14 protein-coding genes and 1 tRNA gene are annotated in these 20,202 nt (G+C 40.1%); 6 read left to right on the top strand and 9 right to left on the bottom strand.

Going from position 1 to position 20,202, the window contains the following annotated elements:
- Positions 1-134 precede the first annotated feature (134 nt).
- Both AAW12_RS01880 and AAW12_RS01875 read left to right on the top strand, forming a co-directional pair.
- Positions 135-1,433 carry a 4Fe-4S dicluster domain-containing protein gene (locus AAW12_RS01880; RefSeq protein ID WP_046671926.1) on the top strand — a complete coding sequence of 433 codons (1,299 nt, stop codon included), beginning with the start codon at positions 135-137 and terminating at the stop codon, positions 1,431-1,433.
- 7 nt (positions 1,434-1,440) lie between these two features.
- Positions 1,441-2,235 carry a (Fe-S)-binding protein gene (locus AAW12_RS01875; RefSeq protein WP_046671939.1) on the top strand — a complete coding sequence of 265 codons (795 nt, stop codon included), beginning with the start codon at positions 1,441-1,443 and terminating at the stop codon, positions 2,233-2,235.
- Positions 2,236-2,597: 362 nt separating this feature from the next.
- Here AAW12_RS01875 and AAW12_RS01870 read toward each other — a convergent pair whose 3' ends face one another.
- Positions 2,598-3,188 carry a TIGR00730 family Rossman fold protein gene (locus AAW12_RS01870; protein ID WP_046671925.1) on the bottom strand — a complete coding sequence of 197 codons (591 nt, stop codon included), beginning with the start codon at positions 3,186-3,188 and terminating at the stop codon, positions 2,598-2,600.
- A 237-nt stretch (positions 3,189-3,425) separates the two neighbouring features.
- Between AAW12_RS01870 and AAW12_RS01865 the strand changes: the two genes are divergently transcribed.
- Complete coding sequence (locus AAW12_RS01865; RefSeq protein WP_046671924.1) at positions 3,426-5,789, top strand: glycoside hydrolase family 127 protein; 2,364 nt, start codon at positions 3,426-3,428, stop codon at positions 5,787-5,789.
- Between the two features lie 100 nt (positions 5,790-5,889).
- Here AAW12_RS01865 and AAW12_RS01860 read toward each other — a convergent pair whose 3' ends face one another.
- On the bottom strand, positions 5,890-7,875 hold the full coding sequence (locus AAW12_RS01860) for a glycoside hydrolase family 97 protein (RefSeq protein ID WP_046671923.1): 1,986 nt from the start codon (positions 7,873-7,875) through the stop codon (positions 5,890-5,892).
- A 257-nt stretch (positions 7,876-8,132) separates the two neighbouring features.
- Between AAW12_RS01860 and AAW12_RS01855 the strand changes: the two genes are divergently transcribed.
- Positions 8,133-8,813 carry a DinB family protein gene (locus AAW12_RS01855; RefSeq protein ID WP_053003490.1) on the top strand — a complete coding sequence of 227 codons (681 nt, stop codon included), beginning with the start codon at positions 8,133-8,135 and terminating at the stop codon, positions 8,811-8,813.
- Positions 8,814-8,817: 4 nt separating this feature from the next.
- Complete coding sequence (locus AAW12_RS01850) at positions 8,818-9,270, top strand: SRPBCC family protein (RefSeq protein ID WP_046671922.1); 453 nt, start codon at positions 8,818-8,820, stop codon at positions 9,268-9,270.
- A 228-nt stretch (positions 9,271-9,498) separates the two neighbouring features.
- On the opposite strand, the gene AAW12_RS01845 is transcribed toward AAW12_RS01850, so the two are convergent.
- Both AAW12_RS01845 and AAW12_RS01840 read right to left on the bottom strand, forming a co-directional pair.
- A complete protein-coding gene (locus tag AAW12_RS01845) occupies positions 9,499-10,524 on the bottom strand; it encodes a hypothetical protein (protein ID WP_046671921.1) in 1,026 nt (341 codons plus the stop codon).
- A 429-nt stretch (positions 10,525-10,953) separates the two neighbouring features.
- Positions 10,954-11,268, bottom strand: a complete 315-nt coding sequence (locus tag AAW12_RS01840; protein WP_156167503.1) for a hypothetical protein — start codon at positions 11,266-11,268, stop codon at positions 10,954-10,956.
- 531 nt (positions 11,269-11,799) lie between these two features.
- On the opposite strand from AAW12_RS01840, the gene AAW12_RS01835 reads away from it, so the two are divergent.
- On the top strand, positions 11,800-12,606 hold the full coding sequence (locus AAW12_RS01835; RefSeq protein WP_046671919.1) for a helix-turn-helix domain-containing protein: 807 nt from the start codon (positions 11,800-11,802) through the stop codon (positions 12,604-12,606).
- On the opposite strand, the gene AAW12_RS01830 is transcribed toward AAW12_RS01835, so the two are convergent.
- The 5 genes from AAW12_RS01830 to AAW12_RS01810 all read right to left on the bottom strand — a co-directional run bounded on the left by AAW12_RS01830 (position 12,603) and on the right by AAW12_RS01810 (position 19,898).
- Positions 12,603-15,047, bottom strand: coding sequence for a TonB-dependent receptor (locus AAW12_RS01830; protein ID WP_046671918.1), 2,445 nt, complete (start codon positions 15,045-15,047; stop codon positions 12,603-12,605). The genes AAW12_RS01835 and AAW12_RS01830 overlap by 4 nt on opposite strands.
- Positions 15,048-15,305: 258 nt before the next feature.
- Positions 15,306-15,389 (bottom strand) — tRNA-Leu (locus AAW12_RS01825).
- 74 nt (positions 15,390-15,463) lie between these two features.
- On the bottom strand, positions 15,464-16,342 hold the full coding sequence (locus AAW12_RS01820; RefSeq protein WP_046671917.1) for an exopolyphosphatase: 879 nt from the start codon (positions 16,340-16,342) through the stop codon (positions 15,464-15,466).
- A gap of 361 nt (positions 16,343-16,703) precedes the next feature.
- Positions 16,704-17,246, bottom strand: a complete 543-nt coding sequence (locus AAW12_RS01815) for a hypothetical protein (RefSeq protein ID WP_046671916.1) — start codon at positions 17,244-17,246, stop codon at positions 16,704-16,706.
- A gap of 75 nt (positions 17,247-17,321) precedes the next feature.
- Positions 17,322-19,898, bottom strand: a complete 2,577-nt coding sequence (locus AAW12_RS01810; RefSeq protein WP_046671915.1) for a phosphoenolpyruvate carboxylase — start codon at positions 19,896-19,898, stop codon at positions 17,322-17,324.
- Between the last annotated feature and the right edge of the window lie 304 nt (positions 19,899-20,202).

Raw genomic sequence — 20,202 nt, 5'->3', positions numbered from 1 at the left:
CATTACAGCCTATCTTTTACAAGTAAAAATTTCCAATAAATTATCATCTTTAGGTCTTCATTTCTGATTTATTTTTACTATGTTAGCATAACAAAATAATATAGTATATTTGTTTATAACCAAGATCCAAGCATATGATAGGTCAACTAATATTTGCGGTTTGTTTCGCTGTAGCATTGTTCCTTTTTAGCAAAAATGCACAACAGATTTATCGTAATATCAAGCTGGGTAGACCGGCAGATCGTTCGGACAGATCACCAGAGCGTTGGAAAATGATGCTCCTCGTCGCCTTTGGACAAAAGAAAATGTTCAAGCGAATTTTCCCCGCAGTATTACATTTATTTGTGTACCTCGGATTTGTCATCATCAACATTGAAATGTTGGAAATTGTCATAGACGGACTTTTTGGTACACACCGTATCTTTTCATTTCTAGGGAGTTTTTATAATTTTCTGATTGGTGCATTTGAATGGCTCGCCCTTGGTGTACTGCTCTCCTGCATCATCTTTTTAATTCGGAGAAATATCGCTAAAGTAGCTCGCTTAAATAGCGTGGAATTGAAACATTGGCCCAAGACGGATGCAAATATTATTTTAATCACAGAAATTCTTTTAATGTCGGCTTTCCTGCTGATGAATGCATCTGATCTTAAATTGCAGCTCTATGGCTTTGCACATTTTAAATCGGTAGGTTCCTTTCCGGTAAGCCACTATCTCCTTCCATACCTTCCAACTTCGACGGAAGCTTTATTTTTAATAGAGCGGTCTTGTTGGTGGTTTCATATCCTAGGTGTGCTTGCATTCTTGAACTACCTCCCCTACTCTAAGCATCTTCATATTATTTTAGCTTTTCCGAACACCTATTTTTCCAATCTGAATGCGAAAGGCAAACTGTCTAATATGCCGGCTGTAACCAACGAGGTAAAAGCCATGCTTGACCCAAGTTTCACTCCTCCAGCAGCAGATGCAAATGCGCGTTTTGGAGCCAAAGATGTTCAGGACTTAACCTGGAAGAGCTTATTGGACGCCTATACCTGTACGGAATGTGGACGTTGTACATCTTCTTGCCCCGCAAATATAACGGGAAAGCTGCTGTCCCCACGAAAAATCATGATGGATACAAGGGATCGACTGACGGAAGTCGGTATAAATATCAAAACAAATGGAAGCTTTCAGGATGACGGAAAATCGCTAATAGATACATATATCAGCCGAGAAGAGTTATGGGCCTGTACAAGCTGTAATGCCTGTGTAGAACAATGCCCCGTCAATATTAATCCACTGGATATTATTATTGAGCTGCGTCGCTTTGCTGTTATGGAAGAATCGCAAGCCCCTGCGAGTATTAACAATATGTTTGGAAATATTGAGAACAATGGTGCCCCATGGAAATATGCGCAATTGGACCGCGCCAATTGGACTCAACAACAATAGTTTTATGATGGAAAATGAATTAAAAGTTCCAACAGTTGCTGAACTGTTAGCCAAAGGAGAAACTCCTGATATACTATTTTGGGTAGGTTGTGCAGGGAGCTTTGACGAACGTGCACAGAAAATTACGCGCGATATCTGCAGAATATTACAACATGTCGGTTTAAAATATGCCATCCTAGGTACAGAAGAAAGCTGTACGGGTGATCCTGCCAAAAGAAGTGGAAACGAATTTCTATTTCAAATGCAGGCCATGATGAATATCGAAGTACTCAATGGCTATGAAATCAAAAAAATAGTAACTGCTTGCCCACACTGTTTCAATACCTTAAAAAATGAGTACCCATCCCTAGGCGGCCACTATGAGGTTATTCATCATACACAATTGATCCAAAACCTGATCGATGAAGGAAAATTAAAACCAGCGGATAATAATGTATTCAAGGGAAAGAAGATAACCTATCATGATCCCTGTTATCTTGGTCGTGCAAATGAGGTGTATGAGGCACCGAGGAAAGTATTGGAAAGCTTGGACGCCCAGTTGATCGAACTGAAACGTTGCAAGAGCAATGGATTGTGCTGTGGTGCTGGGGGCGGACAAATGTTCAAAGAACCGGAGCCCGGAGCAAAAGACATTAACATCGAACGTATCGAAGAAGTCATCGATGCACAGCCTCAAGTTGTAGCTGCAGCATGTCCTTTCTGCATGACCATGCTAAAAGATGGCGTAAAGATAAAAGAAAAAGAATCAGTGATAGAAGTGCTGGACATTGCCGAAATCACGGCTCGGGCAAATCAACTGTAAAATACATTGCTTTACTTAATAAAAGAGGCCCGATCATACGATCGGGCCTTTTGTGTAGGGAGAAGAATATCTCCTGTTCACGATTGAATAAGGGAATCCCAAAGCCGGTTAAAATATAGGGGATTCCCCCGAATCGAAGACCAGCGCAGTATTTATACTGACCAAACGACTCTAGCAACTAGCCATAACAAAGGTATCTCCTCTAGTTCAATTCACTGTTGTTAATTTCTTTAAAAATGTTGTTCAAAAGTTTAAATTTAAAAAAAATGATCGTATACTGCGCGCTGCTATAGCCGCCACCGAAATAATAAAACTTCGAACTCATTTCGACTGCGTTAATTCTGAACGATTTCATTGTCTCTCTAAATCTCATCCTTCTCTATCCACTTTGGCACCAGTGGCGCCTCATACTCTTGCATCTTCTCGATCAGTGCTTCAATCGTATCAGCCACTAATAACATCGCTCGATTTTCCTGCTTAAGAAGCCCCTCTTCGACCATGTGATCAATAAAGTGGATTAGGTGATTATAAAATCCATTGATGTTTAACAAACCAACTGGCTTTTTATGTAAACCCAATTGAGCCCATGTAATCATTTCGAAAAGCTCTTCCAAGGTACCAAAACCGCCCGGCAGAGCAATAACTCCTTCCGCATAATCACTCATAATTCGTTTACGATCATGCATGGTATCTACAGTAATCAATTTCGTTACGCCCTTATGCTCCCTTTCTTTCGAATTTAAAAAGTCGGGAATCACACCAATGACCTCACCTCCCTTTGCAAGAGCTCCATTCGCAACAGCTCCCATTAGGCCAACCCTTCCACCCCCATAAACCAAACGAATACCGTATTCGGCCAAAACCTTTCCCACATAGGAGGCCTGCTCTTCATACACGGCCGAATTCCCTAAACTGGAAGCACAAAAAATAACAATACTATTAACTTTCTTCATATACAAGTATAGTTAAAAATAAACGGACCAGCTCTTTTTAATAAAAAAACAAACTAATTATCAATGATATACAAAAAAAACACGCGCATTATTTTCACATATAAATATAAATGTAAAAAAAACACTTAAAATAAATAACACATTTAATATCTTTGATTTACCGGTCCTTTTTTACATAACGGCTAACCAGACAAGCTCATCAGATCTTGTTAATAACAAATGATAATTTCAGTCCATATGATCTTCAAAAACAAATTTTTGCACAGTGCTCGCTTAAGCTTATTTAGTCTGGCGCTATCTGCTCAAACGACTCCTCAATTAAATTATTTCGATTTAAGAGAAGTCAGGTTATTACCGGGGCTTTTTAAACATGCCGAAGATCTGGACATCAATTATTTATTGGAAATGGATCCCGACCGTTTGTTGGCTCCGTTTTTACGCGAAGCCAATTTACCGCTTAAAAAAGACTCCTATACCAATTGGGAAAATACAGGGTTAGATGGCCATATCGGAGGTCATTATCTATCTGCTCTTGCTCATATGTATGCCGCTACAGGCGACCTTCGTATTAAGGAGCGCCTAGATTATATGCTCAGCAACTTGAAACGTTGTCAGGAAGCAAATGGAAACGGTTACCTTGGCGGAGTTCCTGGGGGTAAAATTATTTGGACAGAAATTCAACAGGGCCGGATCAACGCCGGTAGCTTTAACCTGAATGGAAAATGGGTACCACTATATAATATACACAAAACCTATGCTGGCCTGCGAGATGCCTACTTGTTGACAGGCAATAAATCTGCAAAAGACATGCTGGTCCAGATGACTGATTGGGCGCTTAAGTTGGTTGGCCAACTTTCTGATGCTCAAATACAGGAAATGTTACGAAGTGAACACGGTGGACTGAACGAAACTTTTGCTGATGTCGCTGCAATTACCCAAGATCAGGCTTACCTTGAGCTGGCTCGTAAATTCAGTCATCAATCCGTACTTGAGCCTTTATTAGCGCATGAAGATCATTTAACAGGATTGCATGCGAATACACAAATTCCAAAAGTCCTCGGTTTTAAGCGCATTGCTGACCTTTCCCATAACGAAAAATGGGCGGAGGCTGTTCGGTACTTTTGGGACAATGTCGTTGAACAGCGCTCAATTGCTATTGGTGGAAATAGTGTGAGTGAGCATTTTAACCCAACCAACGATTTTTCAAAGATGTTATATAGCATTGAGGGACCTGAGACCTGCAATACCTACAATATGTTACGGCTCACAAAAATGCTCTACCAAACCGATCCGCAAGGGAAATACCTCGATTTTTATGAACGTGCGCTATACAACCATATCTTATCGACACAACATCCCGACCACGGAGGATTAGTCTATTTCACACAGATCCGTCCGGGGCATTATCGCGTTTATTCACAAGTGCAGACAAGTATGTGGTGCTGCGTTGGATCAGGGATGGAAAATCACGCCAAATATGGTGAAATGATCTATGCATACCGCAACAATGACCTATTTGTCAATCTATTTATTCCTTCACGCCTGGACTGGAAGGAGAAAAATATGGAAGTCATTCAAGATACGAACTTCCCGACAGAAGCCAATACAAGCATACGAATCAACACCGTGAAACCGACGTCATTCAGCTTGTTTATTCGTAAACCCAGCTGGCTCACCACAGCTCCCCATGTGTTGATCAATGGGAAGCCCTACAACAATTTTAGTTCCACAAATGAGCATATCCAGATCAAACGTACATGGCGAAAAGGCGATATCGTCAGCCTTGAATTGCCCATGGGAATACATACTGAGCAGTTGCCTGATAAAAGCAATTATTACAGTATTTTATATGGGCCTCTTGTTTTGGGAGCCCGCACTGGACAGGAAGATCTTTTGGGACTTCAGGCTGATGACAGCCGAATGGGGCACATTGCATCGGGAAAACAAATCCCTTTACGTGATCTTCCAATTCTTCAAGCAGAACCGAACAATATTCCGGCACTTGTAAAACCAATAGCGTCAAAGCCCTTACACTTTACACTCTCTGATCTCTATTTGGGAAAAAAAGGTGTTCAAATGGAATTAGAACCTTTTTTCGGTATTCATGATTCCCGTTATATGATCTATTGGCCTCAAGCAACAGAAAAGGAATTGCAGGCATTACAGGAGAAAATGAGCCGCGATGAAGTAGAAAGCTTAGCGCTAGCGGCCAAAACGGTCGATAAGGTCGTCGCTGGAGAGCAACAACCGGAATCAGATCACTTTTTTCGCGAACAAAATAGCAATGCTGGGGCTTTCGGCGATACACGCTGGCGCGATACAAAAGACTGGTTCAGTTACGTGATGAAAATAACGCCCGAGGCCCAATTGGTGGCGATCAAATTTCTGGCAGACAATTCATCCAGGGTAACTGAGGTTATGATCGATGGTAAAACCATCAGCACATTGGAAGACAAGGACGAGAAATCCACCATGAAAACTATACGTATACAGCTTCCCAAAGAGTGTATAGGTAAAACCAAAATAGAACTGAAAATTAAGGCCGGAGCAGGATCGACAAGTCACAAGATCCTAGAAATTCGAACTCTTCGTCCTGACTAATGGAATCTGTGAGAAAGCTTCCATTAGTCAGGCCTGATTCATTTAGCCTGGATAATTCAGTTCATCAAAAGTGATTCAGTTCGTCAGAAGAGCGTTTAATTTATTTTCCGATTAAAACAACAGCGCCGTCAGGTTGCAATGTCAATTTGATGGACTTTGTTTTGGAAAGTCGAATTTGTTTCTGTTTTGACTGCCGGGCGATGTTATCGTCGATTAGCTGTACCGCATCTGTACTCAACATGGGCAAATTCACCGATACAGTCTTTTCTTTGCCCTCGGCATTTATACCGGCGATGTACCATGTATCATTCTTTCTCCGGCCAAGTATGACATATTTACCTGGATAACCATCAATAAAAACAGTCTCATCCCAGGTAGTTGGTACCTGCTTCATAAAATTAATCACGTGGGTTGGCATTTCCTGTAAATTATTGGGTGTCAATCCAAAATTTTGCACTGGAGTCTGAAATAGAACCGCCGTTGCCAATTGAAATGTTTCTGTCGTTTTGCGGATAGTACCGCCGCTATTTTCGCGGTTATGACGTTTGTTCAGTAAAACCGGGCCAAAATCCATGGCCGCCACGGCATTGCGAATAAAGGGATGTAAAGTCGCATTAAAAGCCTCCGTATCATTTGCATGTTGTGTGAAAATCAAATTTTCAGAGGCCAATACGGCTTCACTGCCCACGAAATTCGGATACATACGTTCCCAACCCCGCGGTAAAGTACATCCATGAAATATAACGGTTAATCCATAGTCATTTGCATCCGAAAGAATATCTTCGTAAAGCTTCAGTGTTTCTTGTTTATCGCCTCCAAAAAAGTCGACTTTGATTCCTTTAATGCCCACGCGCTGCATCCATTGCATCTCGGCTTTACGTGCAATCGAAGTATTCATTTTATTTTTTGGCGTCTGCGGTGCGTCGTTCCAGAATCCGTTCGAATTGTACCACAGACAAATACCTACGCCCCGCTCCTTCCCATAAGCCACCAATTGTTCAATTTTCTCGTGGCCGATCTTTGTATCCCACCAATTGTCGATCAATACAAATTCATACCCCATTGAAGCCGAAAGGTCAATGAACTTCTTTTGGTCTTCAAAATTAATACTGCCGTCCTGCCATTCCAACCAGCTCCACGTCGCCCGTCCGAATTCGTATTTCTTCGATGCCGTATACTGCGGTTCAACAACATCAAACGGAATCGTCGTCTCCACAATGGGTTTTAGATTGCTTCCGACAGTCAGTGTGCGCCAAGGTGTATAACCGGGTAATGAAATTGTGGGAGCAGCTCGTCCAATGCCATTGTTCTCCCCTTCTTCCGGAAAAGCAATGCTATAAAGCCCATCCTTGGTGCCTTCGCTTAACTTGGACGCACAATATGCACTTGAAACTCCCGTTTCCGAAACAAGTACCCATCCACGATCTCCAACATGAAATAGCGCAGGAAAAGTATAACCAACACCATACGTCGAAGGTACGCCTAGCGCCTGGTCTGCCTGATACTCCTCTTCGTAACTTGGTTTTGTTTTCATCCAGCCTATCATCGGGGAAGCTTGGGCTGTTAAAAATGTTGTTGTAACTAATGGGAATTTAAAGCCGCTGTTCTCCTTTATCAATGCAAAGTTGGCCGGCTCGCCCACTTGAGGCACATAATATCGGAAGGCTATATTGTTGTTGCTCACACGGAAAGTAACCTCGATCTGCTGCTTTGAAGTATTCTCCAACAGATAACGCAATTCATTCGCTTTATACGCTACCTGACTGCGTTTGATTTTTGATTCGTTATAATTAGTCGAAATTTCAGCTCTTTTTTCTGCTATTAAACGCAAATTATCGCTTAAATTTATGGTCTTACTTTGGAGCCCAAGAGGTGAAGATTCCAACATTGTCTTTCCTTCCAGTTCAACCTCATAAAATAGATGACCATTTTTCAGATCCAACTTAACGGTCAAAGTTCCATCAGGACTCGATACCGATGTTTGTTGCGCTATAGCAATTCTGCCCAGTAAAGACAGGGCACATACCAAAACATAACGTTTTAGCGGTAAACGGCTAAAATAGCATGTATAATTGTGATTTAACATAGATTAAGTCAAATAGTAGGTTAGTTATCCTGTTAAAGATAAGGTTTTATTTCAATAAATGTACTAAAAACACTTATTACAAAATGCGTATTTTATCAGGTTGCAATCGACCGCGTCATTTAGGAATTATCGTCGTTTGCTCTGGAAGGTGCGTATGTAGCTTTTCTTGTCCTATGAGAAGATATACCAAACAAAAATCCCTTATAATTGTAAAGAAATAGTGACATTTATTTTACGATCTTAAAACGTATTAAACTATGAATCTAATTATGAACATGATAGCACTTGCCAGTATAGCAACTGCTACCTTGGCTCCGTCATCAGCCAAAACCCGATTATTGCTCGAGCAAAAGGACCAAAACATTACGCTGATAGAGAAAAAACAGGCTTTAAAACGCGATTATGTTGGAACCGACTCGCTATTGCAATATTTTAACCAAACAACTGCGGAACTTGAAAAGCAGGTTGCGGGTTTAAGCGAAGCGCAGCTCCAATTTAAACCAGCGCCTGACAAATGGTCGATCAGTCAATGCCTTGAGCATATTATTCGTTCAGAACGAATGATATTTGACATGGCAAAAAAGGGCTTGGATCAAGATCCTCAACCTGAAAGAAGAAAAGAGATCAAGATGACCGACGACAACCTAAAAAACGCACTCACAGACAGGAGTCACAAATACCAGGCACCCAAGGAACTTCAGCCAGAAGGAATTTATAAAAATGTGAACACTGCTTTGACTGATTTCTCGGCCGCTCGCCAACCCGTGCTTGATTACATCAAAAAAGCTGATGCGGAAGATCTTAGAAATCATGTCAGCGATTCCCCAACCGGTCCGATTGATGGTTACCAAGCCCTCATGTTTATTGCTGCACATTCTGCGCGTCATACCAAACAGATCGCTGAAATAAAGGCCGATCCTAATTTTCCAAAACAATAGAAAGATGAAGAAATTGACTTATCAAATTAAGATCCATGCGCCTGTGGCGCGGGTTTTTAAAACTATGCTTGACAAAGAAACCTATAAAGAATGGACCAGTGCATTCAATCCAAGTTCAGATTTCGAAGGCATTTGGGAAAAGGGGCAAAAAATTCATTTTACCGGCGTCAATGAAAATGGTGAAAAAGGTGGAATGGTAGCAGAAATCGCTGAATACATTCCAAATTCATATGTATCTATTCGGCATCTTGGCATCCTAGACAATGGCCAAGAAATTTTATCCGGACCAGCTGTCGAAGATTGGGCTGGAGCATTGGAAAATTATTCTTTTTCGGACATTGAGGGACAAACATTATTGAAAGTAGATGTTGATACAAATGACGAATACATCGATTACTTTAATGAGGCTTGGCCAAATGCTTTGCAGCGACTAAAGGATATTAGTGAAACAAAATAAACAAATACAGGCTGCTATTTCATGTCTTTTGGAGACCGATACATTGGTAAGGATGCTATTGCTTAATAAAGCGGGACTATTCAAAACGTTTGTATAGCCCCGCTTTATTAAGCAATTCCACACTTATCGTCCTGCAGCATTCGATCAGCTATTCATCTTTCCAAGGGGTTCGTGTGATCTTTTGGCCTATTGACCTAAGAATATCTTCTGAACGTCAGTAACGTTCGTTTACAGTTGTTTTTTAACCCTAATGTCGAATATATTATAATACTTTAAGGTGCTGTAGTCCTTCAGGCTCATAAAGTCATAGGTAAGCGGATAATTAAAGATATTTTCCGTCTGACTCACATAAATGAGCATATCGCGGAGCGCTGTTCTAATAGCTTGGGCTCCTTTTGGATACTGAATAAAACTGTTCTTGCCACCGCCACGATAATAGACCAGCAGATTGCTGCAATCGAGTACCTTGGTATCTGTATCATCCAGCGTTTTATGTTCCAGTATTTTGTCTATTGCTGTATTTAGGCCTGCCCGTGTTGAATCAGTTTCGCCCATCAGAATCATATGGGTACCATACGTTACCGAAGCAAGCACGTAAGGAGAATAGCCTGCTTGAGTTAATGCGGCAACTTCCGATTCCGGATAAGCTTCATGATACTCGGTGTAATCAATATAAATCGTAAGCTTATTGACATTTCCTATCCGAAGCGTACTATTGGGTTTAGTGACCGTCGTTGAGTCAGCATGTCTGACCAGAGATAGGGCCTTTTTTACATCCTTCGAATTACCGAGAAATCCCTGTATTTCGGCGTAATCGCCAAAAGTGCTCGAAGTAAAGTTCATGCTACTTGCCTGTTTCGATTTTTCAAACTTATTTGCATAAGTAAGGCCATTCTTATAGCTGGGTTCAAAGAACCCCATATCGACGGAGAAATCATTGTCTGATAAGAAATGAAATTTAACTTTTTTTGCTTTTGCTTCCAGGCTTTCTAGCCGCGGCCCTTCAAGTGTGTCTTTGAGATTCCAGATGCCCCCTAAATACACCTTTTCATCAATATTATCATCAGCGAACAGTTCACTCATCTGCAACTGTACTTTCCGAATTTCGTACTTTTCTGGCGGGACAGTGGGTTCATTTTTGGTGGTATCTGTAGGGACCACCTCTGGAGGTTCTACGCTTGGCTCGATGGGATCTTTTGTACAACTTAGCCATATCAGTGCGCTAAGAAGAAGTAAAAAATTTCTATTGTGCATATTGAAGTTCTTCAGTTCCAAATTCAGTTATCATTAAAAAAGGTTAACTACACTTTTTTATCTGATAAATTAAATATAATAATCGAAGATAACGTTTTTTTACATCGGTCCACCACATACCATCCCGGTATAGCATATTTTTACAATTCAAATCAAAACGCTTCAATCTCGTTTAACGAAAAGAAGGTAACAATTTACGCGATAAGACGCTCCGTTATTGAACACAAATCATCAAAGCGTAGCGTTTCTAGCGCATCACAAACGAAAAAGCGAGTTAAAAACTGAACTTCCTGTACACCAAAAGGACTTAACAGTCTAACCATTTAGGCCGAAAAAAAGCGGGGTTTTCACCCCGCTTAAATTAACCGTTTGTAACAGCGCGAAAATGCTGAAGCCTCTCCTGGTTAAGAACAATAGGACGCTGCTGTATTAGACACCCCAAAATGCCCTGCATGCTTTAAAGAAGGATCCACAGCCTCCATTTGTATAGGTATCTGAAGTATGTGTACCGACCAGTTGAGCCGTGTCATAATCATAAAAGCTTAACACAAAAATACAGTGCGTCAATTTTCCTTCGCTTTCTTTGATCTCTTCGGTGACCTTCACGAGGGTGTTCGTGTTGGGAAGACGGTAAGTCATTGTTTTAGCATTGACATTTTCTTTCGGAGCCTTTTCAGTTGTCTTTGCAGAAGCGGCTGTAGATAGCAGTGCAACAGCCATCAAACTCATCATTAATTTTTTCATTGTTTCTATTTTTTTGTTAAACCATAACATGCTTTTGAAGCAGGTCTTTATTTTATGGAAGTAAAAATAAAAACGCATTTAACTAATTTTGCGGTGATTTATTATTTGTTGTGGTCCATTCATTATTCGTGGTTGTTCGCCTATTATTCGTAATACAACTATTATATTGTAAAGGTTAATGTGACAGCAAGCCTTGTTTTTATAAATTGTATGTCTTTATCATTATTTATTTTTTTAGGAATCTGATTCAAAATAAACTATAGTTTAGCTGCCTAATTGTTGCAACTATGCTGGAATTATTAACACATACAATTTCATCGAGAAAATTAATATTTTTCTAGAGAGAAGATATGGGACGATCAAAAAGCGCGATAATTAAAAGTCCTACAGTGTAAACTTCATGTCTTTCTAAATGGAGTGTGGACATTGATGCGAATTTTGAAAGACTGAGCTATAATTGCTATTCAAATAGCAATTAGCTTGCTTCAATACAATAATTTCTTTTATTTTTACGTCTCTAAGCAGATCTGCATGAGCAGTAAAATCATCATAAAAGACAAACTCGAACCGAAAAAGCTATTAAAAGTTGCTGCTTTTGATAATTCAAAAGCGGTCACCAAGCCACATAAGCATAATGGATACCTCGAAATTGTTTTTTTATCGGCTACATCAGGGAAACATACCATTGATGGGATTGAAAGTCCGATTAAAACGCCCTGCATATTGATCATTCGTAGAGATTCTGTTCATCACTGGGAACTTGCTCCCCCCATCGAAGGGTTTGTTCTGCTGGTAAAAAAATCATTTGTAGACCTAAGTTTAGATCTTGAAATCGCAAGGATGGTTGGCGAAATCAGTAAGTTCGATACAATATACTTAAAAGAAAACGGTATTATACCTACTCTTCTTGAAATCCTAGCACAAGAAGAAAACAGGATAGTTCAAGAGGGTTTATTCAGATCATTACTGGCAAAGGTTCTTGAGGATATAGACGGCATAGAACAATCCACATCAATATCCAATGATCTCTATGTACGATTTATTGAGCTGTTAAATACCGGATCGACAATCGTAAACAATGTGGCTCATTATGCCAACCTACTTTGCACTAGCCCTCAGAATCTAAATGCTGTCTGCAAGAAAAATGCCGGCAATACAGCTTCTCAGCTATTAGCAACCTATATTATTAAAGAAGCAAAGCGGCTCATTTTTTACACCAACAATTCCATCGCTGAGATTGCTTTTGCCTTGGGATTCTCAGACAAATCGAATTTTTCCAAATACTTTAAACGTTATACCGGCGTTACGCCTTCCGAATTCAAGAAGCAAAACCACTAAAATTCCTTTTCACCAAATTCACTTTTTGGCAGTTTGGTAGATTGATTCAATTTGTGCACATTGAAACTAAGGTTGAGCATCAGGATGTTTTTTTCATAGATATAATTCGTGGTCGTATAAAAGTCATGTGAAGCTGTGGTAATACGCTGCTCGTTTACACCCCATTTCCCCAACTCAATAAACTGCCATTGAACCTGTGCTTTAATGGCACCGTTCAAAAAAATCTTACTTAAATTAAAATGGGGCGCTAAAAAGCGTGAATCCTTTCCCTGAACGGTAGGTTTTTCAGAAAGATAATTTACTTGTAGCCCGGTGCTCCAATTTTTTAGTAGATCAGCCTGTAGTCCTGCATTTAAAGAATAAACCCAATCACTATTCGTGCGTGTCTCCGGATAGGTTAATACCTGCCCCGATATTTTATAACGATAGAGATTAAAACCACCGTTCACTTTTAGCCAAGAAAATGGTTTGCCCTCTCCTCCTATTTCAGTCCCCCAGCGATTGGCGTAGTCCGCATTGGTAAACACCCGGTTGAGAACAGTATCTGCGTAAACGGAGTTCACACGCTGGATAGGGTTTTTGCTGTGTTGATAGTAAGCGTTCATGAACATACTTCCAGCTTTCAGCTTTTTCAGAATCCCGGTCTCCAGATTCATCGTAAACTCTGGCAGCAGTTTTGGGTCCCCTTGTTCTAATGTTTCTGAGTGCTCGCGTTCTGGAATCGGATTTAGTTCAAAATTATTATTTCGCTGAATCCGTCTCGCTGCTGCAAATTTCCAGGACCAACTTTTACCCAAATCGTGCATCAAATTGAAGGTAGGATACAATTGATGGACCGCGTATGGATATTTTTCGGCGGTATTAACCAACAGCACATCACGTTGATAATATTCATAGCGAAGTCCGATCGACAGTTGGGTTCTTTTAAGTTTATGATCATACTGGCTAAACAATCCGTGCACCTTATTATCTGCGTTTAATCTTCCTGTAAATGCAGGAACAAGCTGCAATACACGGCTTCCCTGCATAGTGGCGAAATAGTCAAAGTCGCCCTTTTGTCGATCACGTCTCAGCTGGTAACCGCTCAATAGTTCACCATGTGGCAATTTCCAGTTATGTTGTATTGATAGCCGTAACCCGTGTAAAGGATTTGTATAGTTATTATTTGTCCATTGAACAGTATCGGTTCCATGCTCGATATTCGCATTCTTTGTCGATCCATAAATCCGAGCATACTCATAAATAGCACCGAATTGCAATACATGGGCTGCATTTAATCTATACTGGTAATTGAAATCGATAAGATAGAATTCTCCTTGTTTGTTTTGGAGATTGGAGTTAAAATAATTGGTTGCGGAGAGTTCTCTCCCCGTTGAAGGCTGTACTGTTCGGTTCGTGTAATATATATCAGCAAGACGGTCCTGAAATTTTCGGGAGGCCAATACCCCCAGACTAATTTGCTGTTTTTTTGATAGTTCATAAGAACCATTCAGTCTGACGCCAAAATTGTATTTGTCAAAACTTCTTTCGCCTTGGGAGGGAAAGAATGTTTGTCTGTCACCAATAATGGTGTATACGTCACCCGCTCTAAACCCCGCATTATCATTGCGCAGATAATTGGCCGAACCGTTCAATTCAAGTCTATTTTTTTTGAACTGGAAAGAAACATCGCCGCCAAATCGTTTTTGGCTCTTATGGTTATTGTAATTATCGATGCTAGGGAGTCCTCCTTGTAGATTGAGTATCCAGGCAAATCCGTCGGTTGTGGCTTTTTTAGTTTTTATATTAATCATTCCTCCTTTACCGTCAGGATCAAATTGAGCAGAGGGGCTAGTAATATATTCCACCTCGGTCACATCATTGGCTGCGATTTGGCTCAAAACCGTGACGGGATCTAAAAAAGAAGGTTTACCATTGATAAGCACGATTACACCCGCATTTCCACGCATACTAATGTTGCCATTGACATCGATAGCAGCCGAAGGTAGATTTTTAATCACATCCAATGCTGTACCGCCAACAGCATTATTATACTGATCTGCCCGATATCGTTGCCTGTCACCTGTATGTTGCTGTGCAACGCGCTGTCCGATGATCGCTACTTCGTCCAATCGTTGTCCTCTAGCTGCCAATGCAATTCCGGGCAGATCTATTCGACTCCGACCATCAAAATCCACAACAATATTTTTTGAGCCATAGCCAATAAATCGGACCGCAAGGGTATATTTCCCTTTTTTAAGATTCGAAAACAAAAAGCTACCGACTGAATCCGCTACAACACCATCAACTACCTGACCAGAAGCATCAAGGATTGAAATACTGGCAAAAGATATAGGAGAATGTGTAATAGAATCTCGTACTGTTCCTGACAATAAAGCCTTTTGGGCATGCACGGTAAGTACCAAAACTAGAAGGCAGAGTAGGGTAAAAAATCTTTTCACGCGAGTTTAAGTTTCCCAAAAATAGAAAAGTTAATGAAGGAGACCCCGTCTACATGCCAATTATACCACAGTTTTTTCAAATCAACCATTGCTATTAGACCTAATTTATGAAAAATACCCAACACGCCATCTTTACTGCCTGTTCTCGGTTATTTTCCATTAAAAAATCGAACTGTACTCAATTGCCCCTTCATAACCTGAATGACAACATTTTTGAGCATAAAAAAGGAGACAACTATTAACTAGTGTCTCCTTAAGTGCCCAGGAGCAGATTCGAACTGCCACGCCCATGCGAGCGCCACCCCCTCAAGATGGTGCGTCTACCAATTTCGCCACCTGGGCTCATATTCATCTTTGGTATCACAAAAATAAAGATTTTTCGCTCTTTTACAAGTCGAAAATCGCTTTTTACAGCATTATTTTACTAAATTCCTATTGATCAAGGTTCTAATTACGCCGTCGACAAGCCCAACCCTTGGAACAATGATTTGTTTTAGACGACCATGCTTCATAATCGTCAGAAAAATCTCACTTGCAGGAATAATGACATCGGCACGATCTTCGTTTAAACCCAATAAGATAATACGTTCTTTCAAAGAAAACGAAGATAAATGCTCATACACGGCTTTTAATTTAGCATAGGATAATGGTTTATCCAATTTTTCATTAGAAAGGCGCGCAAGCTTATTAATATTGCCGCCAGTACCAATACCAACCACTTGCTTATACATATGCGTATTGCTACGTACCCATTCCCTCAGTTCATCCCAGGTCTCTGCCTTGTCCTGATTGTCGAGGATACGGATTGTGCCCAAGTTGAACGACCTGGAATTAACCAAAACTCCATTGGCAAATAACGATAATTCTGTACTACCGCCACCGACATCAATGTAAAGGTAAACTTTGTCCTTTTCCATCTTATTATCCCAATGGCTATTGTAAATAATCTCCGCCTCCTTTGCCCCTTCTATAATATCGATGTTAATACCGTTTTTCTTGACCTCCGCAACAATGTCAGCTCCATTTCGCGCATCGCGCATGGCCGAAGTTGCACAGGCCATATAATCCTCCACGTTATAAACATCCATCAACTCCCGAAAAGCCTTCATCGTTTTAATCAAACTCTGAGCTTTCCTTGGTGAAATTTCCTGATGAATAAACGCATCATCCCCCAAACGAAGTGGAACACGTAACAGTGTATTTTTCTTAAAATTATATTGGTCTTTCTGTCCAATAATGTCAGCTATCAAAAGACGGACTGCATTGGAGCCTATATCTATTGCGGCGTATCTCACTTTATATACGATTTCATTAAATTACGCTAAAATAAACACAGTTATTAAGAACTGTGTTATATAAACGTTAAGTTATCATTAATTTAACAAATAACAAACCATTATTACAGGGAATTCTTGCCTACAAAACATTCGATATGTCGTACAATAACTAAAATTCCCATTTTATCAAAAATAACAACGGATTTCCTGACAAAATCATTTCACTAGCAATAACTGAGTCGAGATACAGATCGAGCATCCTACCTAAACTCACTATTAGCACAATTCCGTACAAAAATCTACTATTGCCAACAAAAAAATCATAAAAAAAGGAATATTCATTTTGATGAATACTCCTTTCCTACTATTATCTTATTTCTTAGTGATGGTGCTCTTCAACTTTACCGCCAGCTAATTTGTAGATCTCTTCCACTTTTTTCAAAGATTCCTCTGAAAGGTGAATAACATCCTTATTTGTATTGAGTTCTTCATGAGACAATCTTGTATTGATCTCACCTTGTTTTTCAACTACTAGTGCTAAAAATGCTTTATCGTTAAATGCCGCTGTACTGTCCGAACCAATTGAAGCAGGAACTTGAAATGCAGGCACGCCACGTTGCGCATCGCCAACATGCAATTCTTTAGCTAAATTGTCCAATTCTGGTAGCACTGTCGCGTAAGCTTCTTTAATCTTTGCGGCTACATTTTTCACCTCTGCTGAGGTAGATTGTTTTGCAGCTACATCGGCAAGATTTACCAAGTAGTTTCCATTTTCGCCAACGAATTTAATCATTGCAAAGGCATCACCATCCGCTAAGGATGCATTAGAGTATTGACGCTGTCTATCTGCAGCTGTTTGACCACAAGATGCAAATAATGTACCCGCACAAGCCGCAACAATAAATAACTTATTAATCTTCATATCAATTTTGTTAACTATACAAAAGTAGATAAAATATATGTTCTCCGAAACCCTATCCGTGAAAAGAAAGAAAAATTACGCAACATTTCTTCCGGCATTCACCACGCCAAAGATTGTACGCGCTATTAATTTCGAATAATCTTCACGTTGTGCATCAGTCAGCTGATCCGAATTCAATGCACGAATCGCAAAATGCTGTATAACCAATAACGGTAATACAATTCCCTCGCGCGCTAAAATAGACTCTCGATCCACAGGATAGTTTTCCATCAATTTTGAGGTTCCGCTCAGCTTTAACAGATATTCTTTTGTTATCTGGTACTCGGCATACAAAGTTTTCCAAAAATCACCATAAATAGGATCGTCTTTCATGTATGCTGTAATATCAAAGTTGGACTTTGTCATCGACATCATACAATTGTCGATCAATGTTTGGAAAAATCCGGATGACACATACAATTGCTGCACGTCTTTCCAAAGGTTATTTTTTTCAGCCCATTGTAATGCTGTTCCGACACCATAAAACCCAGGAATATTTTGTTTCAGCTGGCTCCATGAAGTTACAAAACTAATCGCCCGCAAATCTTCCAATCGCAATTCACGGCCCGAGTTACGTTTTACAGGTCTACTTGAAATATTGATCGACGATAGCGCTTTCAATGGCGACATCGTTTCCAGATAAGGTAAAAACAATTCGTTCGTGCGTAGATCCATAAACTTATGATGGCTCAGCTCAGCCAGCTTATCAATGATCTCCTGTTGATGTTTGGTTAAGGTATCGCCCACACGTTGTTTCAAATCGGAAATAATTCCAGCGTGCAACAATTGCTCAATATTAAATCGTGCCGTATCTAAGGATCCATACTGGCTACTGATTGTTTGTCCTTGAATTGTCAATTGAATATGATCGTTGGCAATCTCCTTGCCCATAGATGCATAAAAACGTTGTGTTTTACCACCACCGCGTGCGGGAGGTCCACCACGACCGTCAAAAAATACCAAATCGACATCGTATTCGCGTGATATTGCCGTAAGTTCGATTTTTGCACGATAAATCGACCAGTTCGCCATCAAGTATCCACCGTCTTTGGTACTATCTGAATAGCCCAACATAATGGTCTGTTTGTTTCCTCTACGTTTCAAATGTGCCTTGTACTCCTTATTGCTGTACAAGGTTTTCATCACGTCCGCTGCTCTCGTCAAGTCATCAACGGTCTCAAACAAGGGTACAAAATCGATCGTTAAAGCATCCTTCTTCCATCCAGACCACAAGAATAATTGGCGCAGTCCCAGGATATCACTTGCCTGTTGGCAATTGCTGATGATAAAGCGTTGCGCAGCTCGCTCAGAACCGGAACGTTGAATCTCCTTTAATAATTTTATCACACCAGATGTATCCTTCGTCAACGGATCCGCATCCTCGCCTACCGTCAAGTCAAGTTCTTTGAACTTTAACGCTTTTTGCTTATCATTTTCACCTAGTTCCAGATAATCCAACGGCATCCCAGTCTCTTCCTGATTATGTTGAATCAGATAATTGGTAGCCTCACGTAAAATGCGGCTGTCTTGTCTGATATCCAGCGTCGTAAAGAAACAACCAAAAGTCATCACTTTGCGGAGCAAATCATCAACGATCTCTACAAAAAGCCCATTGTGATATTCCTCCAAAACATTTTTGATTGCTTTCAGATTTGTGATAATAGTATCAGTTTCGTCTGCTGGATGTTCCACCGGATTAAAACTGTTTTCGTAGAACAATGTTTGAAGGTTTTCCATATATTCCTCCACACCTCTAAAAGTAATGCGGCGTCTAACGATACGAAAATCCCTATAGTAACATCTAAACAAAATAGTACGTAACAATGCGGCAACTTTCTTGGTGCTATCAACACTTACGTTGGGATTACCATCACGGTCACCTCCAGGCCAAAAGCCCAATTCAATCAATTGTTTGACTTCTTCGGTATCCACGTCCAGTTCATCATCAATAAAGGACTGAATTTCCGATGCTACCTTATAAAATACGTTTTCCAAAAACCAAGCTAAGCTCGCCGCCTCATCCACTGGGGTTGGTTTATTTTTATTGATGAAAGGCGTTTTACCCAGTTGCTGTAGCAATAAATGTATACTATGAATATCATTGGTCTTGATTGCATCAATCAGGTCGTTGATAATACCCAATACTGGTCCCGGATAAAATTGGGTAGGATGTGCTGTTAAGACAAGACGTACAGAAAAGTCCTTCAATTTTGACACGATCTTACGGCGCATATCATCGCTGCCTTCGGCATTTTTTATTAATGCCCCTAAGACATTTTCGTCATCGCCACGACCTACCATCTGAAAGGATGAATCTTCGATCGCATCAAATAACACAACCTGACGCTCTATATATTGAACAAATCGAAACAACAAATCAATCCGTTGCTCTTCCGAAGAAAATTCCTCATGCTGATCGAAGAAACTCTTTATGATCTCATCAGGAGTTAAATGCTGATCCACACCCTTTTCACATTGCTTTGCAAAAAATGGTAATAAAGTACCTGTATCTTTAACACGTTGAAATGGCAATGTTAAAAACAAACTTTTGAAAAGCTCAAAGCGTGTCAATACCTCGTCCTGAAAGACGGCTTCATTTTTACTTTGCTTCATATTTAAATCTTTGAAAGTGGTCAAGAGAGTTTAGGTGACTCTTGAAATTTTGTAATGTCTCTGAAATTACCCTATGGCTCCAAATATAACAATATTATACCTAAACAAATAAAAAAATATAAATTAATCAAAAAAACAATTAAAATATTATAAACATACTAACAAATTTTTGGTAAATTTTCGTTTTTAACACATTATCGCCAACATCGCATTAAAAACGATAGCCCTTGATAACCTGAACTATAAAAACCCGCTACAAAATGGATATTTCTTCATTAGACATGAACCGGCCAACTATCTGGCT

This window comes from Sphingobacterium sp. Ag1, assembly GCF_000988325.1.
Taxonomy (GTDB): domain Bacteria; phylum Bacteroidota; class Bacteroidia; order Sphingobacteriales; family Sphingobacteriaceae; genus Sphingobacterium.
This window is presented reverse-complemented; position numbering and strand designations above follow the sequence as displayed.

Excerpts from the sequence above, each read along its gene's own strand:
- AAW12_RS01840 (WP_156167503.1), bottom strand. The coding sequence starts at position 11,268 with ATGAAAAAATTAATGATGAGTTTGATGGCTGTTGCACTGCTATCTACA.
- AAW12_RS01845 (WP_046671921.1), bottom strand. The coding sequence starts at position 10,524 with ATGCACAATAGAAATTTTTTACTTCTTCTTAGCGCACTGATATGGCTA.
- AAW12_RS01880 (WP_046671926.1), top strand. The coding sequence starts at position 135 with ATGATAGGTCAACTAATATTTGCGGTTTGTTTCGCTGTAGCATTGTTC.
- AAW12_RS01850 (WP_046671922.1), top strand. The coding sequence starts at position 8,818 with ATGAAGAAATTGACTTATCAAATTAAGATCCATGCGCCTGTGGCGCGG.
- AAW12_RS01810 (WP_046671915.1), bottom strand. The coding sequence starts at position 19,898 with ATGAAGCAAAGTAAAAATGAAGCCGTCTTTCAGGACGAGGTATTGACA.
- AAW12_RS01855 (WP_053003490.1), top strand. The coding sequence starts at position 8,133 with ATGAATCTAATTATGAACATGATAGCACTTGCCAGTATAGCAACTGCT.
- AAW12_RS01875 (WP_046671939.1), top strand. The coding sequence starts at position 1,441 with ATGGAAAATGAATTAAAAGTTCCAACAGTTGCTGAACTGTTAGCCAAA.
- AAW12_RS01870 (WP_046671925.1), bottom strand. The coding sequence starts at position 3,188 with ATGAAGAAAGTTAATAGTATTGTTATTTTTTGTGCTTCCAGTTTAGGG.
- AAW12_RS01815 (WP_046671916.1), bottom strand. The coding sequence starts at position 17,246 with ATGAAGATTAATAAGTTATTTATTGTTGCGGCTTGTGCGGGTACATTA.
- AAW12_RS01865 (WP_046671924.1), top strand. The coding sequence starts at position 3,426 with ATGATCTTCAAAAACAAATTTTTGCACAGTGCTCGCTTAAGCTTATTT.
- AAW12_RS01860 (WP_046671923.1), bottom strand. The coding sequence starts at position 7,875 with ATGTTAAATCACAATTATACATGCTATTTTAGCCGTTTACCGCTAAAA.
- AAW12_RS01835 (WP_046671919.1), top strand. The coding sequence starts at position 11,800 with ATGAGCAGTAAAATCATCATAAAAGACAAACTCGAACCGAAAAAGCTA.